A 20524-nucleotide genomic window follows, 5' to 3' on the forward strand; every position below is an offset into this window, starting at 1 on the left:
CGTCCTCACGGTCCAACGCCTCGAAAAACCGCACCTTCAACCCAGCACATGCCACGATCCCCGCAACTCCCTCAAATCGAGGGTGTTGCGGGGATCGTTAGAACCCGCCGATTCGGTGAACGGCCCTTCGTTTTTGTGCTGTGAGGGAATTACTCCGCTGCGGGTGCCTGCTCGGCGATCTGCTGACGGACGACGTCCATGTCGAGTGCCTTGATCTGGCCGACGAGGTCTTCGAGCGCCGGAGCGGGCAATGCGCCGGGCTGGGCGTAGACCAGGATGCCCTCGCGGAAGGCCATGATCGTCGGGATCGACTGGATCTGCGCGGCAGCGGCCAAGCCCTGTTCGGCTTCGGTGTCGACCTTGGCGTGCACGATGTCCGGGTGCGCGTCGGAAGACTTCTCGAACGTCGGCGCGAACTGGCGGCACGGACCGCACCAAGAGGCCCAGAAGTCGACCAATACCACGTCGTTGCTGGTGACGATCTCGTCGAAATTCTGCTGAGTCAAAGTCTGAGTGGCCACGCGTACCCTTTCGATTGATTGCGCTTCTTTTTCGTCTCAACGCAGAGGTTCTCCGGAATCTTCCCGGACCACTCCTCTCCGTGGTCCGTCACACGGGTTGCGGCGCGGCCCGGAATGTTCGGCGGTACGAGTTGGGCGTCGTGCAACGAAGTCGGACGAAATGCTGGCGCAGGGCTGCGGCATTGCCGAAACCGACGACTTCGGCGATCGAATCCATCGGCAGGTCGGAGTTCTCGAGGAGCTGCTGCGCAGCCAGTACGCGTTGGTCGTTGAGCCACCGCGCAGGCGTCGTGCCGGTCTCGGCGGCGAACTTGCGGGCGAATGTACGAGCCGACATGTTCACCCGCGCAGCCAGTCGGCCGATCGTGAGTTCCGAATCGAGGTTCTCGGTCATCCAATCGAGCAACGGTGCCAACGTTTCGGTTCGGATCGCCGGTAGTGGACTGGTGACGAACTGCGCCTGGCCTCCGTCACGGTGTGGCGGAACGACCATTCTGCGCGCGATTCCGTTGGCCACGACACTGCCTTGGTATTTGCGGACGATGTGCAGGCACAGGTCGATACCGGCCGCGGTGCCCGCACTGGTCAGTACATTCCCGTCGTCCACGTAGAGAACGTTCGGATCGACCTGCGCCAACGGGTATTTCGCGGCCAGGGAGGCCGAGTGTCGCCAGTGGGTCGTACACCGCCTGCCGTCGAGCAGGCCCGCCGCGCCGAGTACGAACGCGCCGTTGCACAGGCTGGCGACCAGCGCGCCTCGGTCCACCGCCGCACGGAGTTTGTCGAGTAGTGGCTCGATCGAGGGGCTGTACTTACTGCCGCACACGTAGCTTCCGTCGTCGGCCGATTCGGTGCCGCCGGCCGGAACGATGATCAGATCGGCGCTGTCGAGCCGGTCGAGATCGTGGGGCACATCGATCGTGTAACCCACCCGGGTGCGAATCGTGTCGGGGACCCCGGCGATCAACGAGAAGTCGTAGGTGGGCAGTCCCTCGTCGGAGCGGTCGAATCCGAACACCTCGCAGGCCACGCCGAGCTCGAACTGCTCGGTCAACGGCAGCAGTACTGCGACCACCTTCTTCAGCATGACAGCAGTATGGCAGAAAATCGACGATACATGTCTTTACTGCCACTCGTGGTGGGTCGGCGCAGGTAGGACGCTGGTGGCATGACAATTGTACTGGTGGTTGTGTTGATGTTTCTCGCCCTCGATGCGTGGGTCGCTGTCGGCCGCACGCCGGATACACATGCGGAGGTGACGCAATTCGGAGACTTCCGGTTCTGACAGGCCCGACGGTCAGCCGATGCGCCATTCGCACTTGTTGTCGCCGTCCCACCGACGCAAGGCAACGACAGAGCCGATCAGGTCGTCCAGGTGCGGGCACAGCAGGCGCGTCGCGGCACCGGCTTCGTCGGGTGTCAACCGCCGGGCCAGCGTCACGTGCGGCGTCCAATGCCCGATGGCGACATTGTCGAACGAGCCCGGGCCTACGGCGGCATGCATCCGAGCATGCAGGTCGAGCAGTTCGACGCTCGGCACGACCAGACGGGCCAGGGTGGCGGTCCGGCCACCGAATACGACGAGGCCGCCGAGACGAACATCGAACGGGTCGAAACGCACGGCCGTACCGGAATCGACGGACGCGGGCATGGACGACGCCACCGAGACGGTGATGTGCGGTCGATTCGACTCGCCCCGATGACGGTTCTGGCTCGGCAGGCCGGCATCGGAGAGTGCCGCCCACTCGCGGCGAACCGCAGTATCGAGCCCCGAGTCGAGGAGGAGTTCGGCGGACTGCACCATGTAGTCATGATGGCGCAGACGGACGGACGAGATGCACCGACTTTACGAATTGGGGCCATGACCGGCGACGGCATCGGTCACGAGATCGTCCCTGCGACGATCCGGGTGGTGGACGCAGCTCTGGCCGCAGTGCACGGTCCCGTCGTCGACTGGCAGCACTTGCCGCTGGGGTTGGGTGCTCTCGACGAGCACGGAACGCCGATGCCCGAGCACACGTTGAACGAGCTCGGCAGGCTCGAGGCGTGGATTCTCGGGCCTCACGACAGCGCGTCGTACCCTGAGCCGTTCCGATCTCAGCTGACTCCGGGCGGACGAATTCGCAAGCATTTCGATCTGTTCGCCAACATCCGTCCGGCCAAGGCACTTCCTGGAGTGCGCGCGATGTCGCCGCAGATGGACCTGGTGGTGGTGCGGGAGAACACCGAGGGCTTCTACGCCGACCGCAACATGTTCGTCGGCAGTGGCGAGTTCATGCCCACGCCCGATGTAGCGCTCGCGGTGGGAGTGTTCACCCGTTCGGCGTGCGAACGCATCGCTCGTGAGGCCTTCTCGCTCGCAGACCGGCGGCGGAAGAAAGTGACGATCGTGCACAAGACCAACGTGCTGTCGTTGACGACGGGGTTGTTTCGCGATGCCTGCCGGTCCGTCGGCGAGGAGTTTCCGCAGGTAGACGTCACCGAAGAGCACGTGGACGCCCTCGCGGCGCATCTGGTTCGACGCGGTGAGGACTACGACGTTATCGTGGCCGAGAACATGTTCGGGGACATCCTCTCCGACCTGACCGGAGAGCTGTCCGGGTCACTCGGCACGGCACCGTCGATCAACTCTTCGCGTACCCAGGCCATGGCGCAGGCCTCCCATGGATCCGCCCCGGATATCGCAGGCAGGAATCGCGCCAACCCGACGGCACTGTTCCTGTCGGCCGCGATGCTGCTCGAGTGGCTCGCCGATCGGCACGGGGACGTACGGCTCGCCGCCGCAGCCGGCCGGATTCGGCACGCCGTAGACGACACCGTCGAATCCGGGGTCGCGACAGCGGACCTCGGCGGTCAGGCGTCGACCAGCGCCTTCACCGAGACCGTCGAAGCCAGGGTGCACCGGCGCTGATCGACTACGGACTCACCGCGGTTTTCGACTACTGAAGATCGCGGTGCCGGGAAACAGCTGGCCGCGCAGTGGGCTCCACTGACCCCACTCGCGGTCGAGCCACTCCGGCCAATCCGGTTCGACGATGTCGCGAACCTCGAGACCTGCGGCGACCAGCTCGCGCACGCGATCACCGATCGTGCGGTGATGCTCGACGTAGTTGGGGGTCCCGTCGGCGTCGTACTCGACGTACGGGGTTCGATCGAAGTACGGAATCGTCGCGGTCAGGCCGCCCACCCCGGGATCGTCGGGGAACACCCAGCGCATCGGATGGTTGACCGCGAACACCCAGATGCCGCCCGGCCGCAGTACCCGCGCCACTTCCTTCATCACGTTGGCGGAGTCCGCGACGAACGGAACCGCACCGAAGGCCGAGCACACGATGTCGAACCCCTCGTCGGCGAACGGTAGGGACTCGGCACTGGCCTGCACCAGCGGAACCGTCGACCCGCCCGCGGTCATCGCGTCGACGCCGCGCTGCAACATGCCCATCGAGATGTCGAGGCCGATGGCGCGCGCCCCCTGAGTCCCGAGCCAGCGGGCGCAGGGTGCGCTCCCGCAGCCCACCTCGAGAATGTCCTTGCCCGCGACGTCACCCAGCAGATGCGCGTCGCCCTCGTGCAGTCCCTCCGGGCACCAGACGAACTCTCCGGATTCGGTCGACGCGCCCAGAAACGCGCCGTGCGTACGGTGATAGTTGTCGGCATCCGAATCCCACCAGGTTCGACTCGCGCGGTCGCTCGCGACCGAATCGATTCGGCCGCGGCCGGGGGTGGACAGCGGTGCGGAAGGATTGGTCACACGCCGACTCTAACCGGGTTTGTGCTGGTACTGCGGCATCGCGTACCCTGTTCAACGCGAGTGTGTTCATGCTGCGCCCAGGTCGGGTTCGCCCGGCGTCGACGCGTGCGGAGCCGGCAACGGATCCGCGGAAGATGCTCGTGCTGCACACGTTTCACAAGTCCGACCGAACATCCATCAACCGATACCCAACCCGTCCGGAGCAACTCAACACATGCCCTCAACCACAACCTCACCGCAGGTAGCCGTCAACGATATCGGCTCCGCAGAGGATTTTCTCGCCGCCATCGACGCCACGATCAAGTACTTCAACGATGGTGACATCGTCGAGGGCACCATCGTCAAGGTCGATCGTGACGAGGTTCTACTCGACATCGGTTACAAGACCGAAGGCGTCATCCCTTCCCGCGAGCTCTCCATCAAGCACGATGTCGACCCCAACGAGGTCGTCTCCGTGGGAGATGAGATCGAAGCACTCGTCCTCACCAAGGAGGACAAGGAAGGCCGTCTGATCCTGTCCAAGAAGCGAGCTCAGTACGAGCGCGCTTGGGGCACGATCGAGGAGCTCAAGGAGAAGGACGAGGCCGTCAAGGGCACCGTCATCGAGGTCGTCAAGGGTGGACTCATCCTCGACATCGGTCTCCGTGGCTTCCTCCCCGCCTCGCTCGTCGAGATGCGTCGCGTCCGCGACCTCCAGCCGTACGTCGGCAAGGAGATCGAGGCCAAGATCATCGAGCTCGACAAGAACCGCAACAACGTGGTCCTGTCGCGTCGCGCATGGCTCGAGCAGACCCAGTCCGAGGTCCGCAGCGAGTTCCTGCACCAGCTGCAGAAGGGCCAGGTCCGCAAGGGCGTCGTGTCCTCCATCGTCAACTTCGGTGCCTTCGTGGACCTGGGTGGCGTCGACGGCCTGGTGCACGTCTCCGAGCTGTCCTGGAAGCACATCGATCACCCGTCCGAGGTTGTCGAGGTCGGCACCGAGGTCACCGTCGAGGTTCTCGACGTCGACCTGGACCGCGAGCGTGTGTCGCTGTCGCTCAAGGCAACGCAGGAAGATCCGTGGCGCCAGTTCGCTCGCACCCACGCGATCGGCCAGATCGTGCCCGGCAAGGTCACCAAGCTCGTTCCGTTCGGTGCGTTCGTGCGCGTCGAAGAGGGCATCGAGGGCCTCGTGCACATCTCCGAGTTGGCCGAGCGCCACGTGGAGGTTCCGGACCAGGTCGTGGGTGTCGGCGACGACGCACTCGTCAAGGTCATCGACATCGATCTCGAGCGTCGCCGGATTTCGTTGAGCCTCAAGCAGGCCAACGAGGACTACGCAGAAGAGTTCGATCCGTCCAAGTACGGCATGGCCGACTCGTACGACGAGGGTGGCAACTACATCTTCCCCGAGGGCTTCGACTCCGAGACCAACGAATGGCTCGAAGGTTACGAGAAGCAGCGTGAAGAGTGGGAAGGTCGCTACGCCGAGGCCGAGCGTCGCCACAAGATGCACACCGCTCAGATGGAGAAGACGGCCAAGGACGAAGCTGCCGAAGCCGCCAACACCAACTACTCCTCCGAGTCGGGTCAGGCTCCCGCCGATGCAGAAGGCGATGCTCCCGCAGCGTCGGCTCCCGCCTCGACCGGTGGATCGCTGGCCAGCGATGCGCAGCTCGCTGCACTTCGCGAGAAGCTGTCGGGCAACGCCTGATAGAAGTAGTCCACCCGTGAGGGTGTGACCTCGGCCCCGGTTCTCCCTGTGAGAACCGGGGCTTTCTCGTTCGAATACGCAGGTGCAACAGGAACGACAATGGACCCGGTTCTGCTGAACCGGGTCCAAGGTTGAGGGGGAGTGCGAACTACGCGGCGGTGGCTGGACTCCACTGGCCGACGCTCGCCGTGCGCTTACGCATCGTGGCGAAGCTGTGGCGGGCAGGGGTCAGGAGGTTGGTGAACCAGTTACGCCGGTGGTCGGCCAGCGCCGAGGCAACTTCTGGAATGAGAATGCAGTGAACGCCTGCATCCATGCCGAGGCGGTGCCGACCCGGTTGGATCTGATTGCTTTGCATGGGTGTCCTTTTCGCTGGCGGTGGGTCGGCACATCGAGGTCGCGCTCGTCGAAGATAACCGACAGGCTCGCAAAACCGGTGCATTTGGGGCTGGTGGGCTTCGGCGTGTTCGAGTGTCAGACTGGACGCATGCTGAGACTGGGACTGACCGGCGGAATTGGTGCCGGCAAATCGACCGTGGCGAAAGTGCTGACCGAACTCGGGGGAGTGCTCGTCGACTCGGACGTACTTGCCCGCGAAGTGGTGGAGCCGGGAACGCCTGGGCTGCAACAACTGACGGACGCCTTCGGTACCGAGATACTGGCGCCCGACGGGTCACTCGATCGGCCGGCCTTGGCCGCCAAGGCTTTCGGCGACGAGGAGTCGCGAAAGAAGCTCAATGCCATCGTGCATCCATTGGTCGGACAGCGCACTACCGAGATCATCGAGGGTGCGGCTGCGGATGCCGTGGTGGTGCAAGATATTCCACTTCTCGTCGAAGGCTCGATGGCTCCGTTCTTCCATCTGGTCGTCGTCGTCTGGGTCGACGCCGAGGAACGAGTACGTCGGCTGACCGGCCAACGAAACATGCCCGAGGCCGATGCCCGCGCGCGCATCGCCGCGCAGGCGACCGACGATGCGCGCCGAGCTGCGGCAGATGTGTGGATAGACAACACGGGTGCGCCCGGCAGCGTCGACGATCAGGTACGAAACTTGTGGAACGAGCGCGTGATTCCCTTCGAGCGCAACCTCAGAGAGGGCATTGTCGCCCGGACGCATCCGGAACTCGTGACTGCAGACCCGGCCTGGGAATCCCAGGCGCGGCGAATGATCGCGCGCCTTGCTCTCGCGTGTGGGGACAAGGCTGTTCGGATCGACCACGTCGGATCGACGGCGGTACCCGGACTCGACGCCAAGGACGTGCTCGACATCCAGATCACGGTCCGCTCGCTGGCCGACGCAGATTCGGTCGGCGAACAGTTGCGCGTCGCCGGGTTCCCCGGCGTCGAGTCCAGTGACTTCGACGATCCGAAGCCCGCGTACGGAGTGGGTGGTGAGGCCGATCCGGCCGTGTGGGGCAAGCGTTTTCACGGCAACGCAGACCCCGGGCGACCGGCCAACGTCCATGTTCGAGTCGACGGTTGGCCGAACCAGACGTTCGCGTTGTTGTTCCGCGACTGGCTCCGGGCGGACGCGGCTGTCGCGACGGAATACGCCGCTATCAAGCGGCGTGCGTCAGAAGCTGCCGCCGGAATCGCCGAATATCAACCGGCGATCGATGCCTACGTAAACGCGAAGGCACCGTGGTTCGACGTGGCGTATCGGCGGGCGTGGCAGTGGGCGGAGGAGACGAACTGGACTGCCTGAGGCAGAGCTGCGCGGTTCAGGCCGGTTTGCCGTTCCATTCCGTCGGCATGCCGACGGACGCGAGCCAGGCGTTCAGGTCGTAATCGTGCCGCGTCAGTCCTTCGATGGCCGCGATCGATCGGGACAGCGCCCGCTCGGCCGTCGGGGTGTCCAGATGCTGCGCCACGCGCGCGTCGAACAGCTCGTCGACGTCCAGCAGGTCGTAGTCGCGGCCGGTGCGAACACTGAGGTCGAGATAGTGATCGACCGAGGTCCATCGGCTGGCCCCGGCCGTGTACTCGCCGATGTCGACGTAGTAGTCCTGGTCTCTGGCGTGCGCGGGCAGATAATGGAACACCGAGGCCCGGAGCCCGAGAGCAGGCAGTAGCCAGGACTCCAGGTAGTCGAAGTGGGCATGGTCGGATGGCCGGGCCATGTACAGCCCCCACGGCTCGACGCGGTATTCGTCGACCACGCGAACGAACCCTTTGGGGTCGACGTTGGTCTTCGCGACCAGGTCGAACGTTTCGTGTTTCGGGGCATGAACGACGGTGTGCGCACCGGCTGACGTGTGAGCGACCATGCCTGTAGAAGCTACCGGGAACAGACCTCCGAGGTCTCTCCGACGGAACTTGTCGGTGGTCGCGTCTACGCTTGTGTAATGGCGTTTGCATCCGAACATCCCGTTGTCGCGCACTCCGAACACCGTCCGGTGGGAGCGATCGAGCGCACCGGACCGGCGTTCGAGGTCGTCAGCGAACACGTTCCGGCCGGTGATCAGCCGACCGCCATCGCCGAACTCGAACGTCGGATCAAGGCGGACGAGAAGGACGTCGTGCTTCTCGGTGCCACCGGTACCGGTAAATCGGCCACCACCGCCTGGCTGATCGAGAAACTGCAGCGCCCCACCCTGGTGATGGCACCGAACAAGACTCTCGCAGCGCAGTTGGCGAACGAGCTACGAGACATGTTGCCCAACAACGCAGTCGAGTACTTCGTGTCGTACTACGACTACTACCAGCCCGAGGCGTACATCGCGCAGACCGATACGTACATCGAAAAGGACTCGTCCATCAACGACGACGTCGAGCGTCTGCGGCACTCCGCGACGGCATCCCTGCTCTCTCGTCGAGACGTGGTCGTGGTGGCGTCGGTGTCGTGCATCTACGGTCTCGGTACCCCGCAGTCGTACGTCGATCGGTCGATCGAGCTCGAGGTCAACGTCGAGGTCCAGCGTGATGCGCTGCTCCGGCTTCTGGTCGACGTGCAGTACACCCGCAACGACATGGCGTTCACCCGCGGATCGTTCCGAGTCCGCGGCGATACCGTGGAGATCATTCCGTCGTACGAGGAGCTCGCTATTCGCATCGAGTTCTTCGGTGACGAGATCGAGGCGCTGTACTACCTGCATCCGCTGACGGGCGACATCGTTCGCCAAGTCGATTCGGTACGCATCTTCCCGGCCACCCATTACGTCGCCGGACCGGAGCGCATGGAACGGGCGGTCAAGGACATCGAGGCCGAGCTCGAGGCGCGCCTGGCGGAGCTCGAAGGCAAGGGAAAGCTGCTCGAGGCGCAGCGGCTTCGGATGCGCACGCAATACGACCTGGAAATGATCAAGCAGGTCGGCTTCTGCTCCGGCATCGAGAACTACTCGCGGCACATAGACGGTCGCGGGGCCGGCACCGCACCCGCGACCCTGATCGACTACTTCCCCGAGGACTTCCTACTCGTCATCGACGAATCCCACGTCACCGTCCCGCAGATCGGCGCGATGTACGAAGGCGACATGTCGCGCAAGCGGAACCTGGTCGATTTCGGGTTCCGGTTGCCGTCTGCGACGGACAACCGGCCGCTGACGTGGGAAGAGTTCACACAGAGGATCGGCCAGACCGTCTACCTGTCCGCTACTCCCGGCAAGTACGAACTGGGGCAGACCGGCGGCGAATTCGTCGAGCAGGTCATCCGTCCTACCGGCCTCGTCGATCCGAAGGTCGTCATCAAACCGACCAAGGGACAGATCGACGACCTCGTGCACCAAATTCGCGAGCGTGCCGAGAAGGACGAACGAGTTCTTGTCACCACATTGACCAAGAAGATGTCGGAGGACCTGACCGACTATCTGCTCGAGCTGGGCATCCGCGTCCGGTACCTGCACTCCGACATCGATACGTTGCGCCGAGTCGAGCTGCTGCGGCAGCTTCGGCTGGGTGAGTACGACGTCCTGGTTGGCATAAACCTCCTCCGGGAGGGCCTCGACCTTCCCGAGGTGTCATTGGTCGCCATTCTCGACGCGGACAAGGAGGGATTCCTTCGCAGCGGCACCAGCCTCATTCAGACGATCGGCCGCGCCGCTCGAAACGTGTCCGGTGAAGTGCACATGTACGCCGACAAGATGACCGACTCCATGACGTACGCGATCGAGGAGACCGAACGTCGGCGCGAGAAGCAGATCGCCTACAACAAGGAGCGGGGAGTCGATCCGCAACCGCTGCGCAAGAAGATCGCCGACATTCTCGATCAGGTGTATCAGGAAGCAGAGGACACCGACACGGCCGTCGAAGTGGGTGGCTCGGGTCGGAACGCCAGCCGTGGTCGGCGAGCGCAGGGCGAAGCAGGCAGGTCGGTCAGCTCCGGCGTGTACGAGGGGCAGGATGTCTCGTCGATGCCGCGCGCCGAGTTGGCGGACCTGATCAAGAACATGACCGATCAGATGATGAACGCTGCCCGCGAGTTGAAGTTCGAGCTGGCCGGTCGACTGCGCGACGAGATCCAGGACCTGAAGAAGGAGCTCCGGGGCATGGACGCGGCCGGCCTCAAGTAGGTCGCGCGGGTGGTGCGAGTCGAGCCTGCGGAACGATCCGAAATGGTTCGGTTACGGTTCAGTGATGGACGCAACCACCGCCGGCCGCACCTCTCGTGCACTCGAACTGATCCACTCGATGACCTACTTCCTGCCGGAAACGCAGGACGCTCTCGTTGCTGCTGGGTTACCGCCACGGGCCTGCTATTTCGCCGGTCGTGCAGCACCTCTCGGGCCGGTCGGTGCAGGTGTCGTGACAGCCACGTTCTACAACTTCAACCGCGATCTGATCAGCCCGCTGATTCCGGCAGCCTGGGCCATCGCCTCTCCCGACGAGATCATGGCAATCCGTTACGCCACACTCGACACCGCATTCGAGCGTCTGTTGGGCTCCGAGACGTTGGCGTCCCCGGATATGGCCGAAGCTGCCGACCTCGCATCGATCGCTGCGCGTGGAATCCCAGGAGACGACGGTCGGCCGCTGTACGCCGCCTACGCCGAACTCGACTGGCCGCAAGCGCCGCACCTCGTGTTGTGGCACGCTCTCACCCTGATCCGCGAATACCGCGGCGACGGCCACATTGCCGCGCTGCAGACGGCGGGGTTGAACGGCCTGGACGCGCTGATCACCCACACCGCCACCGGGTACGGCTTCGAGAAGGAATTCGCGCGCAAGCGTCGTGGATGGTCGACCGAGCAGTGGAACGGAGCCGTGGCGTCCTTGGCCGATCGTGAATTGGTGACGGCCGACGGCGCTTTGACTCAGGACGGGAAAGATCTCCGCACGTTGGTCGAGGACATCACCAACGACCTCGCCGTCGCGCCGTGGGCCGCCCTCGGCGAGGACGGTGCAGCTCGGCTGGTTTCGCTCGCGACGCCGTGGCGTGAGTCGATCGTCGGCCAGGGCACCATTCCCGAGGGCGTCTTCGGGCCAGCGATCAAAAAGAAGTAGGCCGCCTCAGCTGGTGATGTCCTTGGTGGCGAATCGTCTCCACGCGATCAGCCCGAAGACCGCCGCGTAGGTGATGGCCGAGAACGATCCGACCACCATGTCGTTCCAGTCGATGTTCGTGCCGAAGGCGTCGATCCACGAGTTCGCGTAGTGCCCGGGCAGATAGTTGCGCAGCGACCCCAATGCCGTGATCTGATCGAGGATCTGCATCAGAATCGACGTCATCACCGCGCCGCCGACGGCCCCGAGAGGGGCGTCGGTGAGCACCGACAGCAACATCGCCAGACCTGCCACCCACAGCAGATTGACGCCGATGTAGGCGACCGCAATCAGTAGTCGCACCAGGGAAGTGCCGTACGACAGTCCCTCACCCAGCGGCGTGACCAATGATTCGGCACCGTACATCACCGTCCCGATCAGTAGGGACACTCCGACCAGCACCAGAATGGCGGCGCTGGACAGCGTGGCCGAGACGAGTGCCTTCTGGGTCAACAGTCGGCTTCGAGGAACTGGGATGGCGAGCAGGTAGCGCAGGCTCGACCACGAGGCCTCGCTCGCAACGGAGTCGCCGAAGAACAGCGCCACCACGACGATGAGCAGAAATCCGACGGACATGAACAGTGCGAAGACGGTGAAGTTCATGCCGCCTCGCGTGCCGAGCTCGATGAGCCCGCCGGCGTCGGAGTCGGCGCTGGAGCTGCCCACGGTGAAGGCGACGACAAGGATCACCGGTAGCAGGGCAAGGAAACCGATGGCGAGCTGAGTGCGTCGCCGGCCCAACTGTCGACGCAGTTCGGTACGAAACGGCAGGGTGCGGCCGCCGCTGTAGCCCGCTGCGCGGCCGTCTGCGTGCGTTGTACTCATGAGCGATCCTCGCTGGAGTCGGTCTCGTGAACGACTGGGCCTGGGGTATCTCGATGAACGAGGTCGAGGAACACGTCCTCGAGTCGGGTGGACTGGGAGAAGCCGCGGACCGACACCCCCGCCGTGACGAGTTCTCTGATGACAACGGCGGAATCGGCGTCGGTCAGGTCGACGGTCACCGTGCCGTCGTCGACGATCACCGCGCCGTCATGGCCGGCGGCGTCGAGTACCGACTGGGCGCGGTCGGCGTCGTCGACCCTGATCTCGGTCTGCCCACCGGCCGCTGTCAGCTCGCGGACGGTGCCCGAGCTGATCACGGAGCCACGGTTCATGACCACGACGTGCGTGCACGTCTGTTCCACTTCGGCGAGGAGGTGGCTCGAGACCAACACGGTGCGCCCTGTCTTCGCGTAGTTGATCAGCACGTCACGCATGGTTCGGATCTGTGGCGGGTCGAGGCCGTTGGTCGGTTCGTCCAACACCATGAGATCGGGTAGACCCAGCATGGCCTGTGCAATGGCGAGGCGCTGACGCATGCCTTGGCTGTAGGACTTGACCTTGCGTTCGATCGCTGCGCCGAGGTCTGCGATCTCGAGTGCCTCGTCGAGGTGAGCGTCTTCGATCGGTCGCCCTGTCGCCTCCCAGTACAGCCGCAGGTTCTGGGTGCCGGTCAGATGCGGAAGGAACCCGGAACCCTCGACGAAGGAGCCGAGCCGCGACAACACCGGGGCACCGGGTGTGACCTTGTGACCGAAGACTCGGATGTCGCCACCGGTGGGGGTGATCAGGCCCATCAGCATGCGCAACGTGGTGGTCTTTCCGGCACCGTTCGGTCCGAGCAGTCCGAGTACCTGCCCCTGTTTCACCTCGAAGCTGACGCCGTCCACGGCACGGAACCCGTTCGAGTACGTCTTGGCCAGGTCGGTGATCACCAGGGGAGTGTCGACCAGAGCCTCGTCGACCTCGGCCACCGTGCGGCGTCTGGTTCGCACGATCGTCGCCACGACGATGCATCCGACGACCAGGACGACCACGCCGATTCCGATCAGTGGAGCGACGGGTACCGTGCTGTTCGCGCTCGCCACCGCGGGAACCGTCGGCAACGCGACGGACGTGTTCGCCATGGTCACGCTGAACTGTGCGGGCTCCAGCGGGACGGCGTAGGCCTGATCGGTGGTGGAGACGCTCAGTTCGAGACGATGACCTTGCTGGACGGTATAGCTGATTCCCGGGAGGGCGACGGTGACGTCGACGGGATCGATGCTCCCGGTGTCGGGCAGTCGGATGGCCGACACTGCGCCGCCGGGAAGGGTCCGTGTGCCGTTCGGGGCGACGTCGTACAGTTTCGCGAACAGCACAGCCTGGCCGGGCCCGGCGAGGGACGCCACCCGGAGATCGACTCTCGGCGCGCCGGTGATGGTCAGTGACGAGTCGACGGGCTCGCTGGTGAAAATCGCGGACTGGCCCGGAAGGTCCGCAGTCAGCGCTGCACCGGCTCCGGTCGATCCGAGTATCGACAACACCGAACCCAGACCGGGGACCGTCGAGATGGCGGACGGTGACGCGCCGGGCGGACGAATGATCGTCCCGTCCGAGGCGGGGGTGAAGGTCACCGTATTCGTCTGTGTGGGTTCGGAGTTCGGGGTCAGGCCTGGGTAGTCGGGAGCCGTCATCCGACGATTGCGTTCTCCTCCTCGCTCATCGGCTGCGCGCTGCGTCGAATACACGAACGGCGCGCTCTCGGAGGTCGCGGGATCGGGGGTGCCGCGCAGAGTCCGGTCGAAGAAGTCCGCGACGGCTCGATCCGACGCACCGTTCGTTCCACCGGCATCGTGCCCACCGTCGAACCACCGAACGGTCACGTCACCGCCTGCGGCTGCGATCTGCCGAGCCGTCGCGTCGGCCTGGTCGAGACCGAACAGAGTGTCCTGGGTGCCCTGTAGGAGAAGCGTCGGAGCCGTGATGTTCGACGCCACCGCGACGGGCGAGTGGGCAGTCAACAGATCGAGTAGTGGCTGGCTGGGAATGCCGGTCACTGCGGATTGTGCGTAGGCGTCGCAGAATTCCTGGGCGAATCTGCCGCACGCGGATGCGCCACCGCCACCGCCACGGTTACCGTCCCCGGCACTACCGGGCGCAGCGCTGGAGGCACCCGCTCCGAAGAAGACCCCGGCCCATCCACGTTTGAGGACGCCGGGTCCGCCGTATTCGGCACCGGCCGGGGAGTCGATGTTTCCGAGCGCTTCTCGACCTGCGGACGAGGTGACGCCGAAGTTGGGGAACAGGGCCTGGCCCAGGTCGTTCCAGGTGATGGCAGCGGCCACCGAGTCCACGCGGGGGTCTGTTCCGCCTGCGCTGAGGGCCAGTGCCCCGCCGTACGATCCGCCTGCCACGCCGACGTGGGGATCACCAGGAGCGTCGAGCTGTACTTCGGGCTGTTCGGCCAGCCAGTCGATCAGGCCGCGGGCATCGGCGACCTCGCGATCGGGGTCGTTGATGGAGATCGAACCCGTGCTGTCACCGAAGCCGCGTGCGGTGTAGGCGAGAACCACGTATCCGCGCGCGGCGAGATCACGAGCTTCGCCGTCGACCGAGTCCTTGCTGCCGCCGAAGCCGTGCGCGAGCAACACAGCCGGAGCGGGGGTGGACTCGGGAATGTAGAGCCGGGTGTCGAGGTCGACGGTCTCCGTCGAACCGGGGCTGTCCGGTAGCGTGATGCGCGCGTCACGCGTAGCAGTGTCGGCTTCGCGTCCCTGGGGGAGGAATGCGAATGCGAGGGCGGCCACGATCACGATCGAGATCGCGACGGCACCGAGAGCGAGGGCCCGTCTCGACAACGGCGGGCGGGGGATCGGCATGCAAACCAATGTATGTGAGTGGCGCGGATCGTGTTGTTCCCCAAGTTCACGTGCCGATCGTCGACTTCCGGCTACTGTCAGCGCATCAGTACCCGGACCACGTCTTTCGGTCCTGTGACTTGCACCAATCCAGTTCGACCAGAAGTGTCACATCTGTGTGTGACCGACAAATGGAGGAATGAATGAGCGCCTACCGCACCGTCGTCGTCGGAACCGATGGCTCCGAATCGTCACTGCGGGCAGTGGAGAAGGCCGCGGCTCTGGCGGGAGATGCCGATGCCACCCTGGTGATCGCGTGTGCCTACTACCCGGCCGATCCGAAAGACACCTCTGCCGCCGCCGACGCACTCCGCGAGGACGCCTACCAGATCACCGGTTCGGCACCGACGCGCGAAATCCTGCGCACCGCCCGAGAGCACGCCACCAAGGCCGGCGCGAAGAACATCGAGGAGAAGCCGATCGTCGGAGCGCCCGTCGAGTCCCTCCTGGCACTCGTGGACGAGGTCAAGGGCGATCTACTCGTCGTCGGCAACCGTGGGCTCAACTCGCTGACCGGTCGGTTGCTCGGTTCGGTTCCGTCCGACGCGGCCCGCAAGTCGACCTGTGACGTCCTGATCGTCCATACCGTCCGCTGATCTTCTCGTAGTACGACAATCGGCCCGCCCCGTCGAAGATGACGGGGCGGGCCGATTGTTCTCGTCGGACTGTTCTCGTCAGGCCTCGGCGTCGAAGGGCTGCAGGGCCCCGAGCTCCTGGGGCAGAGGATCCACATGGACGACGCCGAGTCGCTGGGTTGCTCGGGTCAGGGCCACGTAGAGGTCGTTCATACCCTTGACGGACTCCGCAACGATCGCGCTCGGCTCGACGATGAGCACCGAGTCGAACTCGAGCCCTTTCGCGTCCTTGACCGTCGACACGGTCACCACATCCGACGCCAGGTGCTGCAGTTGGGCGACGAGTTCGGAGGGAACGAGCACTGCGCTCAGGCCGGGACGAGGGTGGTCGGCCACTCGCTTCTCGACCGTCGTCACCAGATCTGCTGCGGCTACGCGTTGAGCCCACGGCTCGACGCCGATGCTGCGAATGGATCGCGGTTCGGACTGCTCCGGATCGATCGCCGCGAGCACGTCGTGCGCCACGGTCATGATCTCCGACGGCGTTCGGTAGTTGACCGTCAGTTCGGTGAGCTTCCAGCGTTGAGCCACATAGGGTTCGAGCACCGATCCCCAGGACGAGGTTCCGGCCGGATCACCGGTCTGCGCGGTGTCACCCACCAGTGTCATCCACCGATTGGGGATGCGCCGCATCACCATTCGCCACGCCATCGCCGACAGCTCTTGTGCCTCGTCCACGATAACGTGCCCGTAGGTCCAGGTACGGTCGCCGGCGGCGCGTTCCGCGGTGGTGAGTCGCTGACCCGAATTCTGGCGTCGCGCAAGCTGGTCGGCGTCGATCAGGTCGTACGCCATCAGAATCTCCGGGTCCAGTTCGTCTTCGAGGTCCTGTGGTGCAGACCCGGTCAGGATGTCCAGCGCGCCCTGGGCATCGGCGATCTGGCCACGCCATTGACGCTGGGCCTGTTCACGTTCGGCAGCATCGTCGACGCCGAGCAGCTCGGCGAGCTCGTCGAGCAGCGGGGCATCCGCGGACGAGAAGCCGTGGCCGCGGCGCAGCAGCGACTCGCGCTCCGACTCGTCGAGCGCAGGTGCGGCCGATGCGATCTTCTCCGGCGATGCGAACAGGTCTCGAAGAACCTGCTGGGGTGACAGATCCGGCCACAACTCGTCTATCGCAGCCATCACGTCGTGGTCCTCGCGCATCTCGTCCCGCATGTCCGCGATGTCGTCGGCGCTGAGCAAGCTCGATCCGTCCACCACGTTCTGGCCGAGTTTCGCGGCCAGCTGATTGGCCAACTGGTCGATGACCGAGGACACGAACAGAGGTCGAGCCAAGTTGTGTGGTCGCCGGGAGGACCGGGCGCGGCCGCGGGCACGCGTGACTATCTTTCGATCGAGGGTGATGTCGTAGGTGTCGAACTTCAGCCGGCGCGGCTGTGCGGGCACCTCCTGGCGATCACGCACTGCCTGCGTCAGTACGTCGACCATCGACAGTCTGCCCTTGACCTCGGTGGCCAGAGCCGAATCCTCGCGCTGCGCACGGACTCCGGGGTACAGATCGCCGATCGTCGACAGCAATACCCCGGTTTCGCCCAGCGACGGCAGCACCTGGCCGATGTAGTCGAGGAACTTGGCGTTGGGCCCGATGATCAGGACACCGCTCTTGCCGAGTTGTTGACGGTACGTGTACAGCAGATACGCTGCTCGGTGCAGTGCCACGGCCGTCTTGCCGGTGCCCGGTCCGCCCTGCACCACCAGCACACTGCGATGCTGTGAGCGGATGATCGCGTCCTGCTCGCTCTGGATCGTCTCGACGATGTCGTTCATCTGACCGGTTCGCGCTGCATCGAGAGCGGACAGCAGCGCACCCTCGCTGGCGACGCCACCCGCAACAGCGGCATCGTTGGACGACTGCGCGGACTCGAGGTCCAGGAACTCGTCGGCGATGGCGGTCACCTTGCGTCCGCGGGTACGGATGTGCCTGCGGCGCAACACGTTTTCGGGAGCTGCCGGTGTCGCCAGATAGAACGGACGGGCCATGGGAGCTCGCCAGTCCAGCAGTAGTGTCTCGTAATCGTTCTTGTCGTCGAGGATTCCGACACGGCCGATGTAACGCTCGGGGCGGTCGTCGACTTTCGGATCGAGGGTGTCCGGGTCGAGGTCGATGCGTCCGAAGCAGAGCCCGTTCTCGGCTGCGTCGTACTTGGCGATGTCCTCGGTGTACATCTGGTTGAAGGATTCGCGCTCGCTTCGGGCCTGCGGTGTTCCGCCGGTCTCGAGCAGCACGGCGCGAAGTCGGTTTGCTGCATACTCGCGCAGCGAATCGAGCTGCGTGTACAAGCGCGTCAGGTGCGCCTGTTCGAGGTCTTCCTCGATGGGTGCACCGGGATCGTTCGATGGGTGGCCGTCGTCCGGCAAAGGTTCTCCTCGGGAGTTCGGCCGAGGCGACGATATCGCCTCGAAATCAGCCAGAGCAGTCTACGCCGCAGAACGGCCCTGCCGCAGAACCGCGAGTTCTGGGACAGGGCCGTGCGCGCGAACGACGCCGAGCGTCGTGGGTAGACCTACTTCGCGTACTGCTGGAGCTTCTTGTCCAAGTTCTTCTGCGCCTTGGCAACTCGCTTCTCGAGCTTGGCCCGAGCCTGCTCGGTTGCCTTCTCGAGTTCCTTGTTCTGCTTCTCGGCCCGCTTACGAGCGCGCTTGCCGAGGGTGTCGACCCGATCCGACGCGATGTCGGCCCACGTGGCACCGCGCTTCTGAGCCTCTTCGGCCAGAACGGATCCCTTCTCGGCAGCGAGATCGGCGAGCTTTGCTCCGCGCTTCTGCGCCACCTCGGCCAGTTCACTGCGACGGTCGGCAGCGACGTCGACCAACTTCGAGCCCCGCTTCTGAGCGAGTTCGGCCCAATCCGAGCTGCGGTGCGCGGCCTTGTCGGCGAGCTTCGAGCCACGCTTCTGGGCTTCTTCGGCCAGATCGCTTCCGCGGTCGGCGGCAAGCTCGGCGAGCTTCGAGCCCCGCTTCTGGGCTTCCTCTGCCAGCTCCGAACCCTTGTCGGCGGCGATGTGAGCCCACCGGTTCAGAGCGGGCTGCGCGACCTCTGCCAGCTCCGAGCCCTTCTCGCCGGCGATGTCGGCGAACTTGGCCAGCTTCGGCTGTGCGGCGTCGGCGAGCTTGGCCAGCTTCGGCTGTGCGGCGTCGGCCAAGTCGGCACCGCGGCTCGCTGCGATCGAGGCAATTTCCTTGACGAGTTCCCCGGTGTCGTGAGTGGTGTGACCGGGCAGCGCAGAGACCACAGATTCCTGTGCGCGGCGTGCCGCCCGCTTGCTGCGCCACGCGACGGAGGGCTTGCCCTCGGTGTCGACGGCCGCGATCAGCAGTCCGCCGAGGAGGCTGAGGTTCTTGAAGAAGTGGATGCGTTGCGCAGCCTTGGTCTCCGGGTCGGTCTCGTTCCAGAACGCGTGTCCGGCCAGTGTCGTCGGAACGAGGCTTCCGGCCAGAGCGAGCGATGCGATACGCGGTGCCTTGCCGGTGGCCAACAGAATGCCGCCGGCGACCTGGATACCGCCGTTGATCCGAACCAACGTCTCGGGATCGGTCGGCACGTTCGCGGTGACTTCGTTCGGCAGAGCATCCTTGCTCTGCTCGATCAGCGGAGCGGCTGCCTTCGCCCTGCCGGCGGGATTACGAAGTGCATCGACGCCCCCGGAGATGAAAATCGTAGACATCAGCGGACGGGCGATACGGCGGACCAGCATTGACAGCCTCCTGCGTAGTTTCTCGTGTCATGGCGGTTGTACGTGCGGACTCGCACCGAAAGTAGTTCGAAATCACCGGTGCGTGCACTTTTGTCACACTCTTCATACCCCGTGTTTCACGGTCTCAAGCACGTGCGGCGTCACCAGCCGCGTTCGCGCCATTCCGCCAGGTGCGGCCGCTCGTCACCGAGAGTGGTGTCCTTGCCGTGCCCGGGGTAGACGACGGTGTCGTCGGCGAAACGGTCGAACAATTTGGCGCTCACGTCGTCGAGCAGGTGGGTGAAGTCCTCGGGGCCGTTGGTTTTGCCGACGCCGCCGGGGAACAGGGAATCACCGGTGAAGAGGTGCGTCGTCTTGCCCTCGGTGTCGGTCAGCGCGAGTGCTATCGAGCCCGGAGTGTGACCGGTCAGATGCACCACATCGAACGTGAGCTCGCCCACCGACACCGTGTCGTGGTCGGCAAGAAAACGGTCCGGAGCTACCGGCAGCGGTTCTGCATCCAGCTCGTGGGCCGCGGTGGGGGAGTCGGTGCCACCGGCGATATCGGCCAGCGCCTGCCAGTGGTCGGCATGCTGATGTGTGGTGACGATCAGAGACAGCGTCGGTGCGTTCTCGTCGAGAAGCAGTGAGATGCGGTCGGCCTCGTTGGCGGCGTCTATCAGCAGGGAATGTCCCGTTGCGGAACAGACGACCAGGTAGGTGTTGTTGTCCATGGGGCCGACCGACATCTTGGTGATCGTGGCTCCGGGGATCGTCCGCCGCTGCGGGGGTGAACCCTGTGCAACGACGCCGGTGTAATTGTCGTCGATGACCATGAGGTGCTCGTCCATTTCGAGGACGCTACCGTCGGCAGCAACGACGGGAGCGCCGGGGTCACGCTCGTGGAAAAGTGTGTCGGTACCTGGACCTACCATTGCTACGAGGTGAGGTTCGTCCCTCACCTCGACAGGTTTTCGACGTGGAGTCCTCGGCTACACGGCGTGTGATCGGTGCATCGGCACCACGCGTCATCATCGACTCGACGTC

Annotated in this window: 17 protein-coding genes; 6 read left to right on the forward strand and 11 right to left on the reverse strand. The window is 64.7% G+C overall.

The window, feature by feature from the left end; genetic code table 11:
• Positions 1-149: 149 nt before the first annotated feature.
• From trxA to CH285_RS16785, 3 genes are all read right to left on the reverse strand, one after another.
• Positions 150-521 carry a thioredoxin gene (gene trxA / locus CH285_RS16775; RefSeq protein ID WP_027497260.1) on the reverse strand — a complete coding sequence of 124 codons (372 nt, stop codon included), beginning with the start codon at positions 519-521 and terminating at the stop codon, positions 150-152.
• 88 nt (positions 522-609) lie between these two features.
• Positions 610-1608, reverse strand: coding sequence for a helix-turn-helix domain-containing protein (locus CH285_RS16780; RefSeq protein ID WP_032365530.1), 999 nt, complete (start codon positions 1606-1608; stop codon positions 610-612).
• 210 nt (positions 1609-1818) lie between these two features.
• The gene (locus CH285_RS16785; protein ID WP_094644634.1) at positions 1819-2325 is read right to left on the reverse strand and encodes a 2'-5' RNA ligase family protein; all 507 of its coding nucleotides are present in this window, start codon (positions 2323-2325) and stop codon (positions 1819-1821) included.
• Positions 2326-2334: 9 nt separating this feature from the next.
• On the opposite strand from CH285_RS16785, the gene CH285_RS16790 reads away from it, so the two are divergent.
• Positions 2335-3432 (forward strand): isocitrate/isopropylmalate dehydrogenase family protein, encoded by a 1098-nt coding sequence (locus CH285_RS16790; RefSeq protein WP_094621226.1) that lies wholly within the window; start codon positions 2335-2337, stop codon positions 3430-3432.
• 12 nt (positions 3433-3444) lie between these two features.
• Here the strand turns inward: CH285_RS16790 and CH285_RS16795 are convergent, their stop codons facing one another.
• Entirely contained in the window at positions 3445-4272 is an 828-nt protein-coding gene (locus CH285_RS16795) for a class I SAM-dependent methyltransferase (RefSeq protein ID WP_094621180.1), read from the reverse strand.
• Between the two features lie 214 nt (positions 4273-4486).
• Between CH285_RS16795 and rpsA the strand changes: the two genes are divergently transcribed.
• Positions 4487-5965 carry a 30S ribosomal protein S1 gene (gene rpsA, locus CH285_RS16800; RefSeq protein ID WP_027497255.1) on the forward strand — a complete coding sequence of 493 codons (1479 nt, stop codon included), beginning with the start codon at positions 4487-4489 and terminating at the stop codon, positions 5963-5965.
• A gap of 148 nt (positions 5966-6113) precedes the next feature.
• Here rpsA and CH285_RS16805 read toward each other — a convergent pair whose 3' ends face one another.
• Positions 6114-6323: a hypothetical protein gene (locus CH285_RS16805; RefSeq protein WP_027497254.1), complete on the reverse strand. Its 210-nt coding sequence runs from the start codon at positions 6321-6323 to the stop codon at positions 6114-6116.
• Between the two features lie 129 nt (positions 6324-6452).
• On the opposite strand from CH285_RS16805, the gene coaE reads away from it, so the two are divergent.
• The gene (gene coaE, locus CH285_RS16810) at positions 6453-7670 is read left to right on the forward strand and encodes a dephospho-CoA kinase (RefSeq protein ID WP_032370432.1); all 1218 of its coding nucleotides are present in this window, start codon (positions 6453-6455) and stop codon (positions 7668-7670) included.
• Positions 7671-7686: 16 nt separating this feature from the next.
• On the opposite strand, the gene CH285_RS16815 is transcribed toward coaE, so the two are convergent.
• On the reverse strand, positions 7687-8232 hold the full coding sequence (locus CH285_RS16815) for a DUF402 domain-containing protein (protein WP_032365527.1): 546 nt from the start codon (positions 8230-8232) through the stop codon (positions 7687-7689).
• 78 nt (positions 8233-8310) lie between these two features.
• Between CH285_RS16815 and uvrB the strand changes: the two genes are divergently transcribed.
• Positions 8311-10473: an excinuclease ABC subunit UvrB gene (uvrB, locus tag CH285_RS16820; RefSeq protein WP_027497251.1), complete on the forward strand. Its 2163-nt coding sequence runs from the start codon at positions 8311-8313 to the stop codon at positions 10471-10473.
• 64 nt (positions 10474-10537) lie between these two features.
• Positions 10538-11404, forward strand: a complete 867-nt coding sequence (locus tag CH285_RS16825; protein ID WP_032370338.1) for an SCO6745 family protein — start codon at positions 10538-10540, stop codon at positions 11402-11404.
• A 6-nt stretch (positions 11405-11410) separates the two neighbouring features.
• Here the strand turns inward: CH285_RS16825 and CH285_RS16830 are convergent, their stop codons facing one another.
• On the reverse strand, positions 11411-12268 hold the full coding sequence (locus CH285_RS16830) for an ABC transporter permease (protein WP_032365525.1): 858 nt from the start codon (positions 12266-12268) through the stop codon (positions 11411-11413).
• Positions 12265-15126, reverse strand: a complete 2862-nt coding sequence (locus CH285_RS16835) for an alpha/beta fold hydrolase (RefSeq protein WP_094644635.1) — start codon at positions 15124-15126, stop codon at positions 12265-12267. The genes CH285_RS16830 and CH285_RS16835 overlap by 4 nt, the downstream gene beginning before the upstream one ends.
• 182 nt (positions 15127-15308) lie before the next feature.
• Here CH285_RS16835 and CH285_RS16840 point away from each other — a divergent pair, with 182 nt between their 5' ends.
• On the forward strand, positions 15309-15761 hold the full coding sequence (locus CH285_RS16840; RefSeq protein ID WP_008715916.1) for a universal stress protein: 453 nt from the start codon (positions 15309-15311) through the stop codon (positions 15759-15761).
• A 78-nt stretch (positions 15762-15839) separates the two neighbouring features.
• On the opposite strand, the gene CH285_RS16845 is transcribed toward CH285_RS16840, so the two are convergent.
• The 3 genes from CH285_RS16845 to CH285_RS16855 all read right to left on the reverse strand — a co-directional run bounded on the left by CH285_RS16845 (position 15840) and on the right by CH285_RS16855 (position 20328).
• Complete coding sequence (locus tag CH285_RS16845; RefSeq protein WP_094644636.1) at positions 15840-18161, reverse strand: HelD family protein; 2322 nt, start codon at positions 18159-18161, stop codon at positions 15840-15842.
• 146 nt (positions 18162-18307) lie between these two features.
• On the reverse strand, positions 18308-19498 hold the full coding sequence (locus tag CH285_RS16850) for a DoxX family protein (RefSeq protein ID WP_094644637.1): 1191 nt from the start codon (positions 19496-19498) through the stop codon (positions 18308-18310).
• Between the two features lie 140 nt (positions 19499-19638).
• Complete coding sequence (locus tag CH285_RS16855) at positions 19639-20328, reverse strand: MBL fold metallo-hydrolase (protein WP_032365520.1); 690 nt, start codon at positions 20326-20328, stop codon at positions 19639-19641.
• Positions 20329-20524: the final 196 nt, after the last annotated feature.

The organism is Rhodococcus sp. 05-2256-B1, from assembly GCF_002258465.1.
In the GTDB taxonomy this organism is placed as follows: Bacteria; Actinomycetota; Actinomycetes; order Mycobacteriales; family Mycobacteriaceae; genus Rhodococcoides; species Rhodococcoides fascians.